This window comes from Caballeronia sordidicola, from assembly GCF_002220365.1.
GTDB classification, from domain to species: domain Bacteria; phylum Pseudomonadota; class Gammaproteobacteria; order Burkholderiales; family Burkholderiaceae; genus Caballeronia; species Caballeronia sordidicola_C.
Genome location: NZ_MTHB01000301.1, coordinates 39290 through 58579, shown reverse-complemented (window position 1 = coordinate 58579; position 19290 = coordinate 39290). Strand labels below are relative to the sequence as shown.

The following is a 19290-nucleotide window of genomic DNA, read 5'->3' as shown; positions in this document are numbered from 1 at the left end:
AGCGGCGTTCGAGCTGCGCGGCGGGAGGGTTTGCAAACGATCGAGTGAGGCTGTCGGGCATTCTCGTAAAATGTCGTGATGAACCGTTTGCCGGAACACCCTGTGGAACGCGAGAGCGCGTCAGACGACGCCGTCGCGCACACGCGCCACTTCAGACTTGACGACGAAGCCGCGCTGGCTGAACTCGCGCTACGCATCAAGGCGTGGGGGCGCGAGCTGGGGTTCGGTGCAGTCGGCATCAGCGACGCCGACTTGACGGAAGCCGAAGAAGGCCTGGCTTCGTGGCTCGAAGCAGGCTATCACGGCGAGATGGATTATATGGCCAAACATGCGATGAAACGCGCAAGGCCAGCCGAGCTTGTGGCCGGCACGCGACGTGTTATTACAGTTCGGATGGCCTACCTGCCTGCATCGACGCTCGACGGCAAGGCACGCGAAAGTGCCGCGACAGCCGACGGTCAGGCAATCGACTGGCGCGCGGCTGAATGGGCTCGACTAGACGATCCTGCGGCGGCCGTTGTGTCGGTCTACGCCCGCGGCCGCGATTATCACAAGGTCATGCGCAGCCGCTTGCAGCAGTTGGCCGAGCGCATGGAAGCCGAGATTGGCGCATACGGGTATCGCGTATTTACGGATTCCGCGCCCGTTCTCGAGGTCGAGCTGGCGCAAAAGGCGGGTAACGGCTGGCGCGGAAAGCACACGCTGTTGTTGGAAAGCGATGCCGGGTCGCTGTTTTTTATCGGCGAGATCCTGGTGGATATTGCGCTGCCGCCCGACGCTTTGACCAATCCCGATCAAGCGCCCGAACACGACGGCGCACATTGTGGAAGCTGTACACGGTGCATCGATGTTTGCCCGACCGGGGCGATTGTCGCGCCGTATCGCGTCGACGCGCGCCGTTGTATTTCGTACCTGACCATCGAGTTGAAAGGCAGCATTCCGGAAGACATGCGACCGCTGATTGGCAATCGGGTTTATGGTTGCGACGATTGTCAGCTCGTCTGTCCTTGGAACAAGTTCGCTCAGGCCGCGCCGGTCGCGGATTTCGATGTGCGCCATGGGCTCGATCGCGCGTCGCTTGTGATGCTGTTCGGCTGGAGCGACCATGATTTCGATGAACGCATGCAGGGCAGCGCGATTCGCCGCATCGGCCACGAGCAGTGGTTGCGTAATATTGCGGTAGCGATGGGCAACGCGCTGCGTTCGCCGGCATTGGGTGCCGATGAGCGCTCGGCAATACGAAATGCACTGAATGGGCGCGTCGCGGATGATTCAGCGTTGGTCCGCGAACACGTCGAATGGGCGCTGCGCCAGCAAGCATGACCTCACGCTTACAGGAAAAACCAATGGAAGTGACCGAGGCAGAACGCGCGCCGGAACTCGTGTCGAGCAGCGCATCGATCGATCTTTTTTGCGACGCGCTCTGGCTCGAACATGGACTCGCCAAGAACTCGCTTGAAGCGTACCGGCGGGATTTGCGCTTGTTCTCCGAGTGGTTGTCGAAGACGCGCGGCGGCACGGTGGACACCGCCACCGAAGTCGACATGAACGGCTATCTCGCCGCCCGCCGCGCGGACAAGGCAACGTCCGCCAACCGCCGGTTATCGGTTTTTCGCCGCTACTACGCGTGGGCCTTGCGGGAACATCGCGCGCACGCCGATCCCACCCTGAAGTTGCGTTCGGCCAAACAGCCCCCGCGCTTTCCCAAGACCTTGAACGAAGCCCAGGTCGAGGCGTTGCTGAACGCGCCCGATGTGGAAACCGCGCTTGGGCTTCGCGACCGGACCATGCTCGAGTTGATGTACGCGAGCGGCCTGCGCGTGACCGAACTCGTGACGTTGAAAACGGTGGAAGTGGGGTTGAACGAAGGCGTGGTGCGCGTGATGGGCAAGGGGTCGAAGGAGCGCCTGATCCCGTTCGGGGCGGTCGCGCACGACTGGATCGAGCGCTATTTGCGCGAATCGCGGCCTGCGCTGCTCGGCGCCCGCGCCGCTGATGCGCTGTTCGTCACCACGCGCGGCGAAGGCATGACGCGCCAGCAATTCTGGAACATCATCAAGCGTCACGCGCTCACCGCCGACGTGCGCGCGCCACTCTCACCGCACACCTTGCGCCATGCGTTCGCCACGCACTTGCTGAATCACGGGGCCGATTTGCGGGTGGTGCAAATGCTGCTCGGCCATACCGATATCACCACGACGCAGATCTACACCCATGTCGCGCGTGAGCGGCTGAAGACACTGCATCACGATCACCATCCACGCGGTTGAAGGTCTAAAAAGGTCTAAAAAGGTCCGAGCGGGTCAGAGCCTAAAGCTCGTCCCTGAGCTTGTGTTTCAACACCTTCCCGGTCGATGCCGCCGGCAGTGCGGCCAGCACGCGGATCTCGGCAGGCCGCTTGTATGGCGCGAGACGGTCCGCACACCACTGGACGATATCGCCGGGCAGCGCATGCACTGACGGCAGCAATTCGATGAACGCAATCACTTCCTCGTTGCCCTCGACCGCCCGCCCGATCACAGCAGATTGCAGCACATCGGGATGTGAGTTCAGCACGTTCTCCACGTCAGCCGGATACACGTTGAAGCCTGAACGAATGATCAGTTCCTTGCTGCGCCCGACGATATACAACGCGCCATCCGGGGCAAGACGCGCGAGATCGCCGGTCCGGAGCCAGCCATCTTCCGTGACCGTCGCCCGCGTCTGCGCTTCATTGCGGTAATACCCGAGCATCACGTTCGGCCCGCGCACCCATAGTTCACCAACTTCACCCGGCGCTACATCCACGCCATCCAGCGCGACGAATCGCAGTTCGATACCGGGTATGGGGTCTCCCGCCGAGCAGTCATCGCGTGGCGCGTCGAGCATGGTCTGCGATATGGTCGGGCTGCTTTCCGTCATGCCATAGCCGTTGTGTAGCGGCACCTTGTACAAGCCTTCGACGCGCGCCTTGAGTGCGGCATCGAGCGCAGACCCGCCGGAATACGCGAAGCGCAACGCGGGCGCGCGCCACGGTGTACCGCTCGTCTGCACGTGTTCGACGAGCTTTGCGTGCATGGCCGGCACGCCCTGGAAGATCGAAACGTTCTCTTCTGCCAACGCCCGTCGCACGGCATCGGGCGCGAAGCGCGGCGCGAGCCGCAGCGTTGCGCCGGCGAACAGGCTGCCGAGACAGACCGACGCCAGCCCGTAGATATGCGTAATGGGCAGCACGGCGTACACCACGTCGTCGGGCGTCACGCGCCGCAACGTGCTGGACATGGCCGCGATAAACAACACGTTGCGATGCGACAGCATCACGCCCTTTGGCGCGCCCGTCGTGCCCGTGGTGTAGATCAGCGCGGCGCACTGACGGGCCGGATCGGTTGCGACGGGCTCCGGCGACACGGTTTCATCGACGAAAAAACGCCACGCGCCCACGTTCGCTGCCGCTGCCGCTTCTGCAGCGTTCAAGCGGCCTGCATGATTCGCGGCATCCTTCGATGCGTCGACAGTAAATGCCACCACGCGAGGCTTTGCGTGAGCGCGGATTGTGTCGACTTCGCTTGCCGAAAGCCGGGCGTTCGTGAGCAAACACCACGCGTCGAGCTTGGCCACGGCGAACATCAGCACGACCTGTGCGACGCAATTCTCGCTCACGATCATCACGCGATCACCGCCTTGCACGCCCGCTTGCGCGAGCTGGCGGGCTATGTCATCAACGGCTCGCAGGAGCTGCGCCGCGTTCAGCCGCCGCTCGTCTTCGATCAATACAACGTGCTGCGGGTCGCGGGCGGCGAGGCGCGCGGGGATATCGGAAATACGTGTGGGCAATGCGGCGAGCAAGGCGGCGACATCCATGTCCATTTCAAATCTCCGTGCCGCGCATGAGTCCGCGCGCGATGATCACTTGTTGAATCTGCGACGTGCCTTCGTACAGCCTGAAGAGCCGCACGTCGCGATAAAAACGTTCGATGCCGTACTCCGAGATATATCCTGCGCCACCGTGCACCTGCACCGCGCGATCGGCCACGCGGCCGCACATCTCGGTGGCGAAATATTTGGCACACGACGCTTCTATGGAGACGTCACGGCCCTCGTCTCGGCGGCGCGCGGCATCGAGCACCATGCATTCGGCCGCGTAGATCTCGGTCTTGCTGTCGGCCAGCATGCCCTGAACCAGTTGGAATTCGACGATCGGCTGGCCGAACTGCTTGCGTTCCACGGCGTAGGCGAGGGCGTCGCGCAGCATCCGTTTGGCCGCGCCGATAGCTACAGCTGCAATGTGCAAACGACCTTTGTCGAGCACTTTCATGGCTGTCTTGAAACCCACGCCCTCCACGCCGCCGATCAATTGCGCGGCCGGAATGCGGCAATTCTCGAAGATCACGTCACACGTGTGCGCGCCGCGCTGGCCCATTTTCTTGTCGGGTTTGCCGAGCGACAGCCCCGGCGATTCCCGCTCGACAATGAACGCCGAAATGCCGCTCGCGCCCTTTGCGTCGCTCGTGCGAGCCATGACGGTGAAGATGCCGGCTTCCGGCGCGTTCGTGATGAAGCGCTTCGTGCCGTTGAGCACGTAGTAGTCGCCGTCCTTGCGGGCCCTGGTTTTCAGCGACGCCGCGTCCGAACCCGCGTCCGGCTCGGTCAGGCAGAACGAGCCGATCAGATCGCCTGCGGCGAGCTTCGGCAGATAGTGCTGCTTCTGCTCCTCGCTGCCGTCGAGCAGGATGCCGATGGAACCAATGCCGTTGTTCGTTCCGATCACGGACCTGAATGCCGGCGATGTCTGACCGAGTTCGAACGCCACGCGCACTTCCTCTTCCATCGTCAGGCCGAGGCCTCCGTAAGCCTCTGGAATGGTCAGCCCGAACAGGCCGATCTCGCGCATGGCGGCGAGTACATCGGCGGGAATCTGGTCGGTTTCGTCGACTTGCGCTTCGCGCGGCACGAGCGTTTCACGTACAAAGCGGCGAATGGCGTCTTCAAGCAACGTCTGGGTTTCTGAATCGCGAATCACGTTGAATCTCCTTACTCTGGTCCCATGCGCTTACCGGATGAGCATTTGCGAACGATCGTGCCACAGTAAATCGGCTTGCACAATTGGCCGTTCGGCCGATGGTGGCCGTGGTTTCGCGCCGCTACAATGCCGTCATGTCCAAGGTAAAACACATTTCCGAGACCCCGGCGACGCAGTTTTTGCGTCGGCACAAGGTCGCGTTCGGCGAGCATCCTTATGAGTATGTCGAGCATGGTGGCACGGAGGAATCGGCGCGCCAGCTTGGTGTGGACGAACATTGCGTGGTCAAGACGCTCGTGATGGAGGACGAACATGCGAAGCCGCTGATCGTGCTCATGCACGGCGACAAAACGGTCTCGACCAAGAATCTCGCGCGGCAGATTGGCGCGAAGCGCGTCGAGCCGTGCAAGCCGGAAGTGGCCAATCGGCATTCAGGGTTCTTGATCGGCGGTACGTCGCCATTTGGCACGAGGAAGGCGATGCCGGTGTACGTGGAATCGACCATCCTGGACCTGGACACAATTTATCTGAATGGCGGACGGCGCGGGTATCTGGTGAGCATTGCGCCGCCGGTCCTGACCGACCTGCTGAAGGCCTCGCCCGTGAGTTGCGCGAGCGTCGATTAAAATGCGCGTCCTGAAGTCTTGCTCACGTCTCGCGCTTCACGTCCCATTACGCTTGACGTACCCGAAGATAAGAAGAAATCAATGAACAATGTGATTGTTGCTGTGGTGGCTTACCTGATCGGGTCGATCTCGTTCGCGGTGGTTGTCAGTTCGGCCATGGGTCTTGCCGACCCGCGCTCGTACGGTTCCGGCAACCCGGGCGCGACGAACGTGCTGCGCACCGGCAACAAGCTGGCAGCCATCCTGACGCTGCTCGGCGACGCGTTCAAAGGCTGGCTACCCGTATGGTTCGTCGTGCATGTCGGCGCCCGGTTCGGGCTGGATTCCACGGCTATCGCGCTGGCGGCCATCGCCGTGTTTCTCGGGCATGTGTTCCCGATATTCTTCAAGTTTCAGGGCGGCAAAGGTGTTGCGACCGCGGCGGGCGTGCTGCTCGCCATCAACCCGGTGCTGGGGCTGGCCACCTTGCTGACGTGGGTGATCATCGCGGTCTTCTTCCGGTATTCATCGCTGGCGGCGTTGGTGTCGGCGGTATTCGCGCCGTTTTTCGATGTCTTCCTCTTCGGCCCGAGCCGTATATCGCTGGCCGTCGCCGCGATGAGCGCGCTGCTGATCTGGCGGCATCGCGGGAATATCAAGAAATTGCTCGATGGGAAGGAGAGCCGGATTGGCGAGAAGAAGCGGGCGGCGGAAGCGGTTGAATAAGCCGCCGTAAAACCGTGCGGCCAAAGCAAGAAAGCCGCCCTGAAGGCGGCTTTCTTGCTCATTGCGGTGCCTGACTCAACGCAATCCGGATCACACTCAATCGCGGAAATTATTGAAGTCCAGCGGCGTATCTGTCACGTCCTTCTTCAGCAATGCAATGGCGCTTTGCAAGTCATCGCGCTTCGTGCCGTTGATGCGCACCGCGTCGCCCTGAATGCTCGCCTGGACCTTGATCTTGCTGTCCTTGATCATCTTGACGATTTTCTTGGCCAGATCGCCGGTTACGCCCTTCTTTACCTCGACGACTTGCTTGAGCTTGTCGCCGCCAATCTTCTCGATCTTGCCGTATTCGAGAAAACGCACGTCCACATTGCGTTTTGCCAGTTTCGACAACACCACGTCCTTGACCTGGCCGAGCTTGAAATCGTCGTCGGCAAAAAGCGTCAGATCACGATCCTTTTGCTCGACACGCGCGTCCGAACCCTTGAAGTCGAAGCGCGTGGCAATTTCCTTGTTCGATTGTTCGATGGCGTTTTTCACCTCGATCATGTTTGCTTCGCTGACGACGTCAAACGATGGCATCTGCATTCCCCTTCGTTGAGGCGAGGCGTGACGTAAGGCTTGCCGTAAGGCTCGCACGCACTCGCTATAATCACTGACCACCATCATTCTACCGATGCCGTCCCGGTTTGCCCAAGGCCGCCCCTGATCTGACCCAAGCGCTTCCTCAATGTCCGAGTTCCCACTTCTCTCCGATTACCCGCTGCTCGCGCATAACACGTTCGGTTTCGACGTTCGTGCCAAGTATGCCGTTCGGCTCACAGAAGAAGCGCAGATCCCGGCGTTGGCTCGTGACGCCCGATTAAACGGCTTGCCGCAGCTGGTGCTTGGCGGCGGCAGCAACGTCGTGCTGACGCGTCATTTCGACGGTGTCGCGTTGCTCGTCGACTTGCGCGGCCGGCGCGTGATCAATGAAGATAGCGAAGCCGTTTTCGTAGAAGCCGGTGCGGGGGAGAACTGGCACGAATTCGTCGCGTGGACGTTGTCGCAAGGCTTGCCCGGACTCGAAAATCTCGCGCTGATTCCCGGCACGGTGGGCGCGGCGCCGATTCAAAACATAGGTGCATACGGGCTCGAAATGGGTGAGTACTTCGAGCGTTTGCGGGCGATTGAATTATCGACGGGCGAAACGCGGGAATTTGATCGCGACGCGTGCGCGTTCGGTTACCGGGACAGTTTTTTCAAGCAGGAAGGGCGTGGGCGTTTTGTGATCGTATCGGTGACCTTTCGTCTGCCGAAAGCGTGGACGCCACGCGCGGAGTATGCGGATATCGCCCGTGTGCTTGAGAAAAGTAGCGCGAACAATCCCCAGGCTATCTTCGATGCCGTCGTCGCCGTGCGTCAGGCAAAGTTGCCCGACTGGCGGGTGCTCGGGAATGCGGGGAGTTTCTTCAAGAACCCAGTGATAAGCGCTACAGCTTTCGACGCACTGAAGGCGCTCGAACCCGACCTCGTGTCTTACAAGCAACAGGATGGCCAGTACAAGTTGGCGGCGGGTTGGCTGATCGACCAATGCGGCTGGAAAGGCCGCGCGATTGGAGCCGCCGCCGTGCACGACCGGCAGGCGCTGGTTCTGGTGAACCGCGGCGGCGCGTCGGGCGCGCAAATTTTGGAACTCGCCGCTGCCATTAAACGCGACGTACACGCGCGATTCGCGGTCGAGCTTGAAGCGGAGCCGGTGTGTCTTTGATTTAAGGCTGCTGCGAAAGAAGGATGTATTGCGGTTGTCGGGTGTCACAACAGTCGGCCGAAGCAAGCGGCGACGGCGAATCGGCCGGAAGCCCACGTAAGTCATCCTCCGCAGCCGCACATCGCCGCCCATCAAACAAAAACCCGCCGAGGCGGGTTTTTTTTCAACATCAACCAAGCTGGGCTAACTCAACCACCGCGCTTGCGACGTGCATTTTCCGCGATCCGCATCCGCAGGGCGTTCAGCTTGATGAACCCGCCGGCATCGGCCTGATCGTACGCGCCGCCGTCGTCATCGAACGTTGCGATGTTCTTGTCGAACAGCGTTTCCTTCGAATCGCGTGCAACCACGGTCACGCTGCCCTTGTACAGCTTCACGCGCGTCCAGCCGTTGACCTTGTCCTGCGTGTGGTCGATCAGCACTTGCAGCGCGCGCCGCTCCGGACTCCACCAGTAGCCGTTGTAAATCAACGCAGCGTAACGCGGCATGAGGTCGTCCTTCAGATGCGCCACTTCGCGATCCAGCGTGATCGACTCAATTCCACGATGCGCCTTGAGCATGATCGTGCCGCCTGGCGTTTCATAACAACCGCGCGACTTCATGCCGACATAGCGGTTCTCGACCAGATCCAGCCGGCCAATACCATGCTTGCCGCCAATCGCGTTCAACTCTGTCAGCATGTCCGCCGGCGACAAACGCTTGCCGTTCAGCGCGACCGGATCACCCTTCTCGTATTCGATATCCAGATATTCCGGCTGATCCGGCGCATCTTCGGGCGCGACCGTCCAGCGCCACATATCGGCTTCGGCTTCTGCCTTCGGATCTTCCAGGTGACGGCCTTCGAACGAAATATGCAGCAGGTTCGCGTCCATGGAGTAGGGCGCGCCGCCTTGCTTGTGCTTCATTTCGATCGGAATGCCCGCCTTTTCCGCGTAAGCCAGCAGCTTTTCACGCGACAGCAGATCCCACTCACGCCACGGCGCGATCACCTTGATACCCGGTTCGAGCGAGTAATAACCCAACTCGAAACGCACCTGATCGTTGCCCTTGCCGGTCGCGCCGTGCGACACGGATTGCGCACCCACCGCACGGGCAATCTCGATCTGGCGTTTAGCGATCAGCGGACGCGCGATCGACGTGCCAAGCAAGTACTCGCCTTCATAAACGGTATTGGCGCGGAACATCGGGAACACGAAGTCGCGGACAAACTCCTCACGCAGATCTTCGATAAAAATGTTGTCCTGCTTGATGCCGAGTTGCAGTGCTTTCTTGCGCGCCGGTTCGAGTTCTTCGCCCTGACCGATGTCAGCGGTAAACGTCACGACCTCGGCATCGTAGTTGTCTTGCAACCATTTCAGGATGACGGAGGTATCGAGGCCGCCTGAGTAGGCGAGCACGACTTTTTTGATATCGCTCATGGTGAACTCGTATAGCTGGAAAACGGTGCGCGCCGGGCTTTCTGCGCTCGGAAAACCGCCATTTTGACATCAAATGGCGGCCGTTCCGCATTTTCGAGACTACACGGCGGTTCGACGGAAACGCCGCACGGGTTACCTAAAAGCTGCAATCGGCGCAATCAGGTTGCTCGATCAAGCCGCTCAATCAAGCCGCTCAATCAAGCCGCTCAATCAAGCCGCTCAATCAAGCCGCTCAATCAAGCCGCTCAATCAAGCCGCTCAATGATTGAGTTTGCCGAGCAGCAGAAACTCCATCAGCGCCTTCTGGACGTGCAGCCTGTTTTCGGCTTCGTCCCACACTACGCTCTGCGGGCCGTCGATCACTTCGGCGCTCACTTCTTCGCCCCGGTGGGCCGGGAGGCAGTGCATGAAGAGGGCGTCCGGATGAGCGCGCGCCATCATGTCTGAGTCCACGCACCAGTCGGCGAAGGCTTTCTTACGCACTTCGTTCTCGGCTTCGAAACCCATGCTGGTCCAGACGTCGGTGGTGACGAGGTCGGCACCGGTGCAGGCGTCGTTCGGATCGGCGAATTCTTCGTAGAACGGCGCGCTGTCGGGCGAGACCAGCGAATGGTCGAGTGTGTAGCCCGGCGGCGTGGACAGACGCAATTTGAAGCCGAGAATCTGGGCGGCTTCGATCCACGTGTACAGCATGTTGTTCGCGTCGCCGACCCAGGCCACGGTTTTCCCCGCGATGGGGCCGCGCAGTTCGTAATAGGTGAAGACGTCGGCCAGGACTTGGCACGGGTGATATTCGTTCGTCAGACCATTGATCACCGGCACGCGCGAATTTTCGGCGAAGCGCTCGAGGATGTCCTGACCGAACGTGCGGATCATGATGATGTCGACCATGCGCGATACAACCTGCGCCGCATCCTCGATCGGCTCGCCTCGTCCTAGCTGCGTGTCGCGTGTGCTGAGGAACACGGCATGGCCGCCAAGCTGGAAGATCCCCGCTTCGAACGAGAGCCGCGTACGCGTCGAATTCTTCTCGAAGATCATCGCCAGCGTGCGGTCGTGCAGCGGATGGTAGGTCTCGTAGCTCTTGAACTTGCGCTTGAGAATACGCGCGCGTTCGAGCACGTAGTCATAGTCGTCGAGAGAGAAATCCTTGAACTGCAAGTAGTGGCGAATTTTTTTTTCGGTCATGAAAATGCGTACGGCGGCTTCAGCCGGCAATTGCGCCGGACGGCGCCGCCGTCGTGGTGGTATCGAATTTCAGCATAAAGGAATTTCCGGCGTTTGACGAGGTCGTCAAATAGCGGATGCGCGCCGCCATACGCCGTCTGGCGCGGTTTAGAGGCTTTGTGTGCAGTGCGGAAAAAGGGCCTCTGCTGTATAATCCGCCTGGTTTCTCCGGCAGTCCTGACACCTTTCGACTGCTTACGAAGCAGATCTGTTCGCGTTGGTTTTCAACAGTGAATCTGCGGGAGTCAGAGCGGTTTGCGCTCACGCGAGTTCGGCTCGCGGGTACCTGCCTATCTGCCCCGGCAGTCCCGTATGACGGGCAACTGTGAGCGGGATCAGCATGAGTTGATTGCGCGCTCAAGCCGACTCGGGCGATGTCGTAGTCTGGTCGATGATTGGGTAGATGCAGGTCGAAGAAATAGGCTGGGGCTGACCGGCCGCGACGCTGCCGGACGAGGCGGATTTCAGCCCCCGGGGGTGCAGCCGATGACTTTCCGGTTCACCTTGCCAACCATGCATGCGCGTTCGCCGGCGTTCTCCGCCGGTCGTCAAACAGGTATTCCTACATGGCCGAAACAATTCCAACCGAATACTTCATCCAGGGCGTTACGTCGAACGGCAAGACTTTTCGGCCGAGCGATTGGTGTGAACGGCTTTGCGGCGTAATGTCAGGGTTCGGCCCGGGCAAGCGCGGCCCAAATGCCCGGTTGCAGTATTCCGTTTATGTGCGCCCGACCTTGCTCGGTAACGTGAAGACGGTGATTCTTGATTCCCGCTTGCGTGACATCGAGCCTATGGCTTTCGATTTCGTGATGAACTTCGCCAAAGACAACGATCTGCTTGTGACTGAGGCTTGCGAATTGCCGCCGCACCACGCAACGCAGCAACAACATGGCTAATTGAGCAGCAGGGGCCTTCCAGAGGGCTTCTTTTCGATGCACACGACAAAAAACCCGCCATTGGCGGGGTTTTCTATTGCTGCCCTCTGTTGCCGTTCGCTGTTTTGAGCGTCAGGACAGAAAGCAGCAGCCTGTCACGTGCCCGTCAAACCAAAGGCACGCAAAGGGCGACGACCAGAATCCTTAAGCAGCAGTTGCTTGCAGACCCTTGATAGCAGCCGACAGACGGCTCTTATGGCGAGCAGCCTTGTTCTTGTGGACGATGCGCTTGTCCGCAATGATGTCGATGGTCTTGACCGACGTCTTGTAGATTTCTGCAGCCTTGGCTTGGTCGCCGGCGTCGATCGCCTTGCGAACGGCCTTGATGGCGGTGCGGAATTTCGAGCGCAGAGCCGAGTTGTGCGAGTTTGCCTTGGCGCCTTGACGGGCGCGCTTGCGGGCTTGTGCTGTATTTGCCATGACGGTTCCTTATCCTGTTCCAGCTATGTGTTTCAGCGCTTCCCGTTTTGCTTCTGGATCGGATCCAACTCGATGCTGGCCCGACTCCACACAAGATAAAACGAGGTCAATCCGATGCGCTGTTTATGATCAAACCCTCGGGATCGATTGCCCGAAAGCGCAAAAACGTCGAAAGAAGACGCGAAGCCGCCATGCTCGTAGGTAATTTTACAACTTGCGTAAAAGTGCCGAAAGCGGATTCAGGAGCTTCGAAACCGGCGATTATAGCAACGAAATCATGGGACTGGCAAGCGTAGCTGGTTTTTGCCCGCTGTCGCATTTGCCCGCTGTCGCAGGGAATCAACCCCAGCGAACCCGGACGCAGCTTAACAGGTGCATGCCAGGCGCACGCGAGGCCGCACGCGAGCTGCCTGCGCGCGGCCTAAGTTGCAAATTCTAACGATTCCGCAAATGTTGCAACGCGTCGCGTTCATAATGCGGCCCGTATAATAAGCCCCCCATGAATCTATTCCGAGCCCTACTGACGGTCAGCGGCTTCACGCTGCTTTCCCGCGTGACCGGCCTGGTCCGCGAAACGCTGATCGCGCGAGCTTTCGGCGCCAGTCAATTCACCGACGCCTTCTACGTCGCCTTCCGCATACCGAACCTGTTGCGGCGCTTGTCCGCTGAAGGAGCGTTTTCGCAGGCATTCGTGCCTATCCTCGCCGAGTTCAAAAACACGGAAGGTCACGACGCGACCAAAGCCCTTGTCGACGCCATGTCGACGGTGCTCGCCTGGGCGTTGGCTGGCGTATCGCTCGCGGGCGTGGCGGGCGCCTCCTGGGTCGTGTTTGCCGTGGCGTCAGGGCTGGAGCACGACGGCCGCGCGTTCGGCCTCGCGGTGACCATGACCCAGATCATGTTCCCGTACATCATCTTCATCTCGCTGACATCGCTCGCGTCCGGGGTGCTCAACACCTACCGGCAATTCTCCCTGCCTGCATTCGCGCCCGTGCTGCTCAACGTGTCGTTCATCGGGGCTGCCATCTTCCTCGCGCCGCATCTGAAGGTGCCGGTTTATGCGCTTGCCTATGCGGTGATCGTCGGCGGGATCCTGCAGTTTCTCGTGCAGTTGCCCGGCCTCAAGAAGATCGACATGATCCCGCGCATCGGCCTGAATTTTTTCCGTGCGCTGCGACATCCGGGCGTCAAGCGCGTGCTGATCAAGATGGTCCCCATGACGTTCGGCGTGTCGGTCGCCCAGCTGAGCCTGATCATCAATACGAACATTGCGTCGCGCCTCGGCCCGGGCGCGGTGTCGTGGATCAATTACTCCGATCGCCTGATGGAGTTTCCCACCGCGCTGCTCGGCGCGGCGTTGGGGACCATTCTGCTGCCAAGCCTCTCGAAGGCGCACGTGGACGCCGATCCGGTCGAATATTCGGCATTGCTCGACTGGGGGCTGCGCATTACGTTCCTGATGGCGGCGCCTAGCGGAGTCGCGCTGTTTTTCTTTGCCGTTCCGCTGACGGCTACGCTGTTCCATTACGGTAAATTCGATGCGCATTCCGTCGTCATGGTCGGCCGTGCGTTGTCGGCGTACGGCGTCGGACTGGTCGGGCTAATCCTGATCAAGATCCTCACGCCCGGTTTTTACGCGAAGCAGGACATCAAGACGCCGGTGATCATCGGCATCATCGTGTTGATCGCAATTCAGCTCAGCAACCTGATTTTCGTGCCGATCTTCGCGCACGCCGGATTGACGCTGTCGATCGGCCTGGGCGCATGCGTGAACGCAACGCTGTTGTTCATCGGCTTGAGGAAGCGCGGAATTTACCAACCCTCGCCGGGATGGACGCGCTTCTTCGCGCAACTGCTCGGCGCGTGTCTCGTGCTTGCGGGCGTCATGCATTGGGTGGCCGGCAATTTCGACTGGATCGGCATGCGCGCCGCGCCTCTGGAGCGAATCATGCTGCTTGGTGCAAGCCTGGTTGTATTCGGTGCGCTATATTTCGGTATGCTCTCCGCGATGGGTTTTAAATACGCGTATTTCAGAAGGCGAACGCTGCAATGACAACGACGCGCATCCTCGACTATTTCACCTCGCTCGTGGCGGAGGACGACAGTCTGCCGCTCACCGAGGCGGCGTTGTCGCTCGCCCAGGACGCGTATCCCGATCTCGATCTGCAGGGCGTACTGGCCGAGATCGACGAACTTGTCTTGCGTGTGCGCCGTCGTATGCCCGATGAGGCCGATATCAAGCAAAAAGTCGGCGTGCTGAATCGTTTCTTTTTCCGCGAGCTGGGTTTCACCAGCAATCTCAACGATTACTATGACCCCGATAACAGCCACCTGAACATGGTGCTGAAGCGGCGTCGCGGAATTCCGATTTCGCTGGCCGTCGTGTATCTGGAGATGAGCGAGCAGCTCGGTATTCCGGTGCGTGGTGTGTCGTTTCCGGCGCACTTCCTGCTGCGCGTGACCACGCCCGACGGCGATGTAATGCTCGATCCGACCACTGGCCATTCATTGTCCGAATCGGCGATGGTCGAGATGCTCGAGCCGTATGTGCAGCGCGTGGGCGAATCCATTGGCAGCGCGCTGAAGGTTTTATTGCAGCCGGCCACGCGCCGGGAAATCATCGGACGAATGCTGCGTAACTTGAAGAGCGTTTATCTGCAGACCGAGCGCTGGCAACGGCTGCTCGCCGTGCAGCAACGGCTGGTGATCCTGATGCCGGGAAGTATTGAAGAAGTGCGCGATCGGGGCTTCGCTTACGCGCGCCTGGATTACTTGCGCCCGGCGATAGAAGACCTGCGTCGATACCTCGACGATCGGCCTGATGCCGAAGACGCGACCGTCGTGGAGACGGAATTGCACGAGCTGCGCCAGCGCACGCACCACAACGGCGAGTAAGTTGCTTCGAGCTTTCTCTGGCTCACATCTCAAACCCAATAAAAAACGGCGGCCCATCATGTCGATGGCCGCCGTTTTTTTTGGCGCATAAGCCCGCGAGCTGATCAGCTAGCCGCTGCCAGCCCCGCCCAGCCGAAAACCTACTTCGGCTGCATCCGGATCGCGCCGTCCAGGCGAATCACTTCGCCGTTGAGCATGGGGTTGTCGAAGATCTGCTTGACCAGCATGGCGTACTCGTTCGGTTTGCCGAGACGCGAGGGGAACGGCACCATTGCGCCGAGCGCGTCCTGCACTTCCTGCGGCATGCCGAGCAACATTGGCGTTTCGAAGATGCCCGGCGCAATCGTCATCACGCGAATACCGTTGCGCGACAAATCGCGCGCGATCGGCAGCGTCATGCCCACCACGCCGCCTTTCGATGCCGCATAAGCCGCCTGGCCGATCTGGCCATCGTAAGCGGCAACGGATGCCGTGCTCACGATCACGCCCCGTTCGCCCGCGGCATTCGGATCGTTCTTCGACATGGCCGCTGCCGCCAGCCGGATCATGTTGAACGTGCCGATCAGGTTCACGCCGATAGTCTTGGCGAACAGATCGAGTGCATGCGGGCCATCCTTGCCCACCGTTTTCGCAGCCGGCGCGATTCCCGCGCAGTTGACGAGGCCGCGCAAGCTGCCGAGTTGCGTCGCGGCTTCCACGGCGCGCTGGCCGTCTTCCTCGCGGCTCACATCGCATTTCACGAACACGCCGCCGAGTTCCTTCGCCAGCTTCTCGCCGCCGGCTTCGTTCATGTCGGCGAGTACGACTTTGCCGCCGTGGTCGCGGATAAGCTGCGCCGTGGCCGCGCCGAGGCCCGATGCACCGCCGGTGACGAGAAAAACGTTGTCCTGGATGTCCATGCTGTGTGCTCCTTGATGATGGTTATACGTAATCGTGTGCGCGTGTTCGCGTGTTCGTCCCGAGGATCGCTCAGAACGAAAAACCCGCTCGGCCGATGGAGCACGAGCGGGTTTCGGAAGGCATGCCGCGAGCGCCCGGGTACGAGCGCTCAGTGACGTTTCAGGTCAATGCATCGAATACGCGCGTGCGGATTTCATCGACAGTACCAAGACCCGAAATACGTCGATACTCCGGCGCCTTCAGGCCATTGTTGTCGCCATGCTTGGACCACGTGTTGTAGTACTCGATCAACGGCTTGGTCTGCGCGACATACACGTCGAGCCGCTTCTTCACGGTCTCTTCCTTGTCGTCGTCGCGCTGGATCAGCGGCTCGCCGGTGACGTCATCCTTGCCTTCCTGCTTCGGCGGATTGAACTTGATGTGATACGTACGACCGGATGCCGCATGCACGCGACGACCGCTCATGCGCACGATGATGTCCTCGAACGGCACGTCGATCTCAAGCACGTAGTCGATAGCAACGCCGGCTTGCTTCATGGCGTCGGCCTGGGGAAGCGTGCGCGGGAAACCGTCGAAGAGATAACCGTTCGTGCAGTCCGGTTCCTGCAGGCGTTCTTTCACGAGGTTGATGATGAGCGTGTCCGGCACGAGTTCGCCGGCATCCATGAAGCGCTTGGCTTCCACGCCGAGCGGCGAACCCGCTTTCACGGCGGCGCGCAGCATATCGCCCGTCGAGATCTGCGGGATGCCGAACTTTTCCTTGATGAAAGTGGCCTGGGTGCCCTTGCCGGCGCCGGGGGCGCCCAACAGGATCAAACGCATGGTGATATCTCCGAATCGAATAGAAACCGCTGCGCTGCGAGGCTTATTCTTGCATCCGGTCGCTGTGGCACATTGCTCGGTTGAAGCCGCAAACGAGGCGCGACGAGCCGAATTCGGGAGACGGCGCGGCACCAGTCGGACACGGGCGCTCAGGAGCGTTGGCGCTGACCGGAAGGCTCGCGCTACCGACCGATTATGCCATGCATCGTTACGATGGCGGCTCGAATCCGAGGCTGGAAAGCCCGGTAAGTCGCGCGCAGCGGGGGTTAACGCGAGTTGATCGGAAAGGGGATGCCGCGCTAGGACGCGATGAAAACGAGCCGATTTCGCGGTTATGCCGACGCGCCAAACAGCGCGCGGACGCGAGCCAGATCATTGGGGGTATCGACACCCGGTGGCGGCGCGTCGTTCGTCGTCAGCACCGCGATGCGCTCGCCGTGCCAGAGCGCGCGCAGTTGCTCGAGCGCCTCGGCTTCTTCGATCGGCGCCATGGACAGCGTGGGATAAACCCGCAGGAACTTCGCGCGATACGCATACAGGCCGATATGGCGCAACACATTGGCGGGAACGGACGGACGCGCAGCAAGCGCGGCTACATCTGGCCAGTCCTTCTGCCACGCGTCCCGCGACCACGGGATCGGTGCGCGCGAAAAATACAGCGCGACGCTCTTCGAATCCAGCACGACTTTCACTACGTTGGGATTGAAGACATCGGCCGGATCGTGGATAGGATGCGCCGCGGTCGCGATCGCGCACGATGGATGCGCCGCGAGATGCGCGGCCACGTTGCGCACGAGCGCCGGGTCGATCAAGGGCTCGTCGCCTTGCACATTGACCACGATGGTGTCGTCGCTCCAGCCGAAATGCGTTGCCACTTCGGCGAGCCGGTCCGTACCGTTCGGATGATCGGCGCGGGTGAGCAGCGCCTCGAAACCATGTTCCCGCGCGACTTCGACCACACGCTGCGAATCGGTCGCGATCAGCACCTGCAGCGCGCCCGATAAACGCGCGCGCTCGGCGACGCGCACGACCATCGGCTTACCGCCGATATCCGCCAGCGGCTTGTCCGGCAGCCGCGTGGACGCGAGCCGCGCGGGCACGACTGCGATGAAGGGCGGCGCGACCGGAGCGTGTGCGTTCATAAAACCCTCAATTCCCGCCGGCAGGGTTCAACGGCTCGACGGGCGTGCCTTCCACGGTCTGGCGGGCTTCGTCGGGCAGCATGATCGGAATGCCGTCGCGGATGGGGTAAGCGAGTTTGTCGACGTTGCAGATGAGTTCCTGCGCCGCGCGGTCATACGTGAGCTGGGTCTTGCAAATAGGGCAGACAAGGATTTCAAGCAGGCGTGCGTCCACGGAGTTTCTCCACAACTAATGCGATGAGGCGGGGGCTGAGCACGGCTTCGACTGGAACCACCCAGATGCGCGCGTCACGCCAGGCCCCGAATTTTACTGCATCCTTCTCGGTGATCAGGATCGAATCGGCGTCGATGCCGGCGAAGGGATTGTCGCGATAATCGTAGTGATCCGGAAACGCGCGCGTGGCCGGCACGAGGCCGGCCGCGCGCAGCGACGCGAAGAACCGTTCCGGCGAGCCGATGCCCGCTGCTGCCGCGATCCGTTCGCCCTTGAACGCGCTGAGCGGACGGCGCACGGCGGGGTCGTCGAGGCGCCAGGCCTCGCCGGTGGCCAGGTCCAGCGAGAAGGTGTTCGGCCACGGCGGCAACGTGCGCTCGTACGGGCTGTTGATGAGCGTGGCGTCGCGGTGCCGCGACATCGGCTCACGCAGCGGTCCCGCCGGCAGCAGGAAACCGTTGCCGCCCAGACGGTCGTCGAAGACCACGAGTTCGAACGCGCGCGCGAGGCGGTAATGCTGCAGGCCGTCGTCGCTGACGATCACATCCACCGATGGATTCTGCTTCAACAACGCGCGCGCCGCCGCGACCCGATCCGGCGACACCATCACTGGCGCGTGCGTGCGGCGGGCGATCAGCAGGGGTTCATCGCCCACATCGGCAGGTTGGCTGTCGGGCGTGACCCGTGTGGCTTCATGGATCTTCGCACCGTAACCGCGCGAGACGACGCCCGGCTGAAAGCCGGCGGCGCGCAGCGCTTCGACGAGCGCGATGACCGTCGGCGTCTTGCCGGTGCCGCCCACGGTCACGTTGCCGACCACGACGACCGGCACGCCCACGTTCACCTGCTTGATCCAGCCGAGCGCGAAGAAGGCGCGGCGAATGGCTGCGATCAGGCCGAACACGCACGCGAACGGCGTGAGCGACCACGCGACCCAGCCGCGCTTGCGCCACTCACGGGCGAGGAAGTTTTCGATCGGCGGCTTGAAGTCAGACATGGCGCGCCTTGTTATCAGTGGCTTCAGTGGCTTCAGGACCTTCAGGAGCGAACGATGCATGCGCTTGGGACGACAGCAACGTAGGGCGGTGTAGCGGCGAGGGGATGGGCAATGTTCGTGTTAACGGCCGGCACCTTTGCATCAGGACGGATCTCCAGAATGAGCGAATGGTAAGCAGATGGTAAGCGGTCGCTAGGCGACGCTGGGCAATTGTCACGCTGGCCCTTGAACCCGGCA

The 19290-nt window shown here is 61.0% G+C and carries 18 protein-coding genes and 1 pseudogene; 8 read left to right on the top strand and 11 right to left on the bottom strand.

What is annotated here, in order from left to right; all coding sequences use genetic code 11:
* Positions 1 to 78: 78 nt before the first annotated feature.
* Positions 79 to 1323, top strand: a complete 1245-nt coding sequence (gene queG, locus BSU04_RS43925) for a tRNA epoxyqueuosine(34) reductase QueG (protein WP_089166421.1) — start codon at positions 79 to 81, stop codon at positions 1321 to 1323.
* 23 nt (positions 1324 to 1346) lie between these two features.
* Complete coding sequence (xerD, locus tag BSU04_RS43920; RefSeq protein ID WP_089166420.1) at positions 1347 to 2270, top strand: site-specific tyrosine recombinase XerD; 924 nt, start codon at positions 1347 to 1349, stop codon at positions 2268 to 2270.
* 40 nt (positions 2271 to 2310) lie between these two features.
* On the opposite strand, the gene BSU04_RS43915 is transcribed toward xerD, so the two are convergent.
* Together BSU04_RS43915 and BSU04_RS43910 are read right to left on the bottom strand one after the other, a co-directional pair.
* A complete protein-coding gene (locus BSU04_RS43915; RefSeq protein WP_089166419.1) occupies positions 2311 to 3846 on the bottom strand; it encodes a class I adenylate-forming enzyme family protein in 1536 nt (511 codons plus the stop codon).
* Position 3847: 1 nt separating this feature from the next.
* Positions 3848 to 4999: an acyl-CoA dehydrogenase family protein gene (locus BSU04_RS43910; protein WP_089166418.1), complete on the bottom strand. Its 1152-nt coding sequence runs from the start codon at positions 4997 to 4999 to the stop codon at positions 3848 to 3850.
* 134 nt (positions 5000 to 5133) lie between these two features.
* Here BSU04_RS43910 and BSU04_RS43905 point away from each other — a divergent pair, with 134 nt between their 5' ends.
* Complete coding sequence (locus BSU04_RS43905; RefSeq protein WP_089166427.1) at positions 5134 to 5625, top strand: aminoacyl-tRNA deacylase; 492 nt, start codon at positions 5134 to 5136, stop codon at positions 5623 to 5625.
* 81 nt (positions 5626 to 5706) lie between these two features.
* Complete coding sequence (gene plsY, locus BSU04_RS43900) at positions 5707 to 6330, top strand: glycerol-3-phosphate 1-O-acyltransferase PlsY (RefSeq protein WP_089166417.1); 624 nt, start codon at positions 5707 to 5709, stop codon at positions 6328 to 6330.
* A gap of 96 nt (positions 6331 to 6426) precedes the next feature.
* Here the strand turns inward: plsY and BSU04_RS43895 are convergent, their stop codons facing one another.
* Positions 6427 to 6912, bottom strand: coding sequence for a YajQ family cyclic di-GMP-binding protein (locus BSU04_RS43895; protein ID WP_089166426.1), 486 nt, complete (start codon positions 6910 to 6912; stop codon positions 6427 to 6429).
* Positions 6913 to 7060: 148 nt separating this feature from the next.
* Here BSU04_RS43895 and murB point away from each other — a divergent pair, with 148 nt between their 5' ends.
* The gene (gene murB, locus BSU04_RS43890; protein ID WP_089166416.1) at positions 7061 to 8080 is read left to right on the top strand and encodes a UDP-N-acetylmuramate dehydrogenase; all 1020 of its coding nucleotides are present in this window, start codon (positions 7061 to 7063) and stop codon (positions 8078 to 8080) included.
* A gap of 188 nt (positions 8081 to 8268) precedes the next feature.
* Here murB and BSU04_RS43885 read toward each other — a convergent pair whose 3' ends face one another.
* Both BSU04_RS43885 and argF read right to left on the bottom strand, forming a co-directional pair.
* Positions 8269 to 9498 carry an argininosuccinate synthase gene (locus BSU04_RS43885; RefSeq protein WP_089166415.1) on the bottom strand — a complete coding sequence of 410 codons (1230 nt, stop codon included), beginning with the start codon at positions 9496 to 9498 and terminating at the stop codon, positions 8269 to 8271.
* Between the two features lie 258 nt (positions 9499 to 9756).
* Complete coding sequence (gene argF, locus BSU04_RS43875) at positions 9757 to 10686, bottom strand: ornithine carbamoyltransferase (RefSeq protein ID WP_089166425.1); 930 nt, start codon at positions 10684 to 10686, stop codon at positions 9757 to 9759.
* A 605-nt stretch (positions 10687 to 11291) separates the two neighbouring features.
* On the opposite strand from argF, the gene BSU04_RS43870 reads away from it, so the two are divergent.
* Complete coding sequence (locus tag BSU04_RS43870) at positions 11292 to 11624, top strand: DUF3579 domain-containing protein (RefSeq protein WP_031361386.1); 333 nt, start codon at positions 11292 to 11294, stop codon at positions 11622 to 11624.
* A gap of 183 nt (positions 11625 to 11807) precedes the next feature.
* Here the strand turns inward: BSU04_RS43870 and rpsT are convergent, their stop codons facing one another.
* Positions 11808 to 12083, bottom strand: coding sequence for a 30S ribosomal protein S20 (rpsT, locus tag BSU04_RS43865; RefSeq protein ID WP_089166413.1), 276 nt, complete (start codon positions 12081 to 12083; stop codon positions 11808 to 11810).
* A 478-nt stretch (positions 12084 to 12561) separates the two neighbouring features.
* On the opposite strand from rpsT, the pseudogene murJ reads away from it, so the two are divergent.
* Positions 12562 to 14136: pseudogene (gene murJ, locus BSU04_RS43860) on the top strand (murein biosynthesis integral membrane protein MurJ); the annotation flags it as partial.
* A complete protein-coding gene (locus tag BSU04_RS43855) occupies positions 14133 to 14978 on the top strand; it encodes a SirB1 family protein (RefSeq protein ID WP_089166411.1) in 846 nt (281 codons plus the stop codon). The pseudogene murJ and the gene BSU04_RS43855, both read left to right, overlap by 4 nt.
* A 140-nt stretch (positions 14979 to 15118) precedes the next feature.
* Here BSU04_RS43855 and BSU04_RS43850 read toward each other — a convergent pair whose 3' ends face one another.
* The 5 genes from BSU04_RS43850 to lpxK form a co-directional block, all read right to left on the bottom strand.
* Positions 15119 to 15877: a 3-hydroxyacyl-CoA dehydrogenase gene (locus BSU04_RS43850; protein WP_089166410.1), complete on the bottom strand. Its 759-nt coding sequence runs from the start codon at positions 15875 to 15877 to the stop codon at positions 15119 to 15121.
* 160 nt (positions 15878 to 16037) lie between these two features.
* A complete protein-coding gene (adk, locus tag BSU04_RS43845) occupies positions 16038 to 16700 on the bottom strand; it encodes an adenylate kinase (protein WP_089166409.1) in 663 nt (220 codons plus the stop codon).
* A gap of 332 nt (positions 16701 to 17032) precedes the next feature.
* Positions 17033 to 17842 (bottom strand): 3-deoxy-manno-octulosonate cytidylyltransferase, encoded by an 810-nt coding sequence (gene kdsB, locus BSU04_RS43840; RefSeq protein ID WP_089166408.1) that lies wholly within the window; start codon positions 17840 to 17842, stop codon positions 17033 to 17035.
* 7 nt (positions 17843 to 17849) lie between these two features.
* A complete protein-coding gene (locus BSU04_RS43835) occupies positions 17850 to 18056 on the bottom strand; it encodes a Trm112 family protein (RefSeq protein ID WP_089166407.1) in 207 nt (68 codons plus the stop codon).
* A complete protein-coding gene (lpxK, locus tag BSU04_RS43830; RefSeq protein ID WP_089166406.1) occupies positions 18037 to 19053 on the bottom strand; it encodes a tetraacyldisaccharide 4'-kinase in 1017 nt (338 codons plus the stop codon). The genes BSU04_RS43835 and lpxK overlap by 20 nt, the downstream gene beginning before the upstream one ends.
* Positions 19054 to 19290 lie beyond the last annotated feature (237 nt).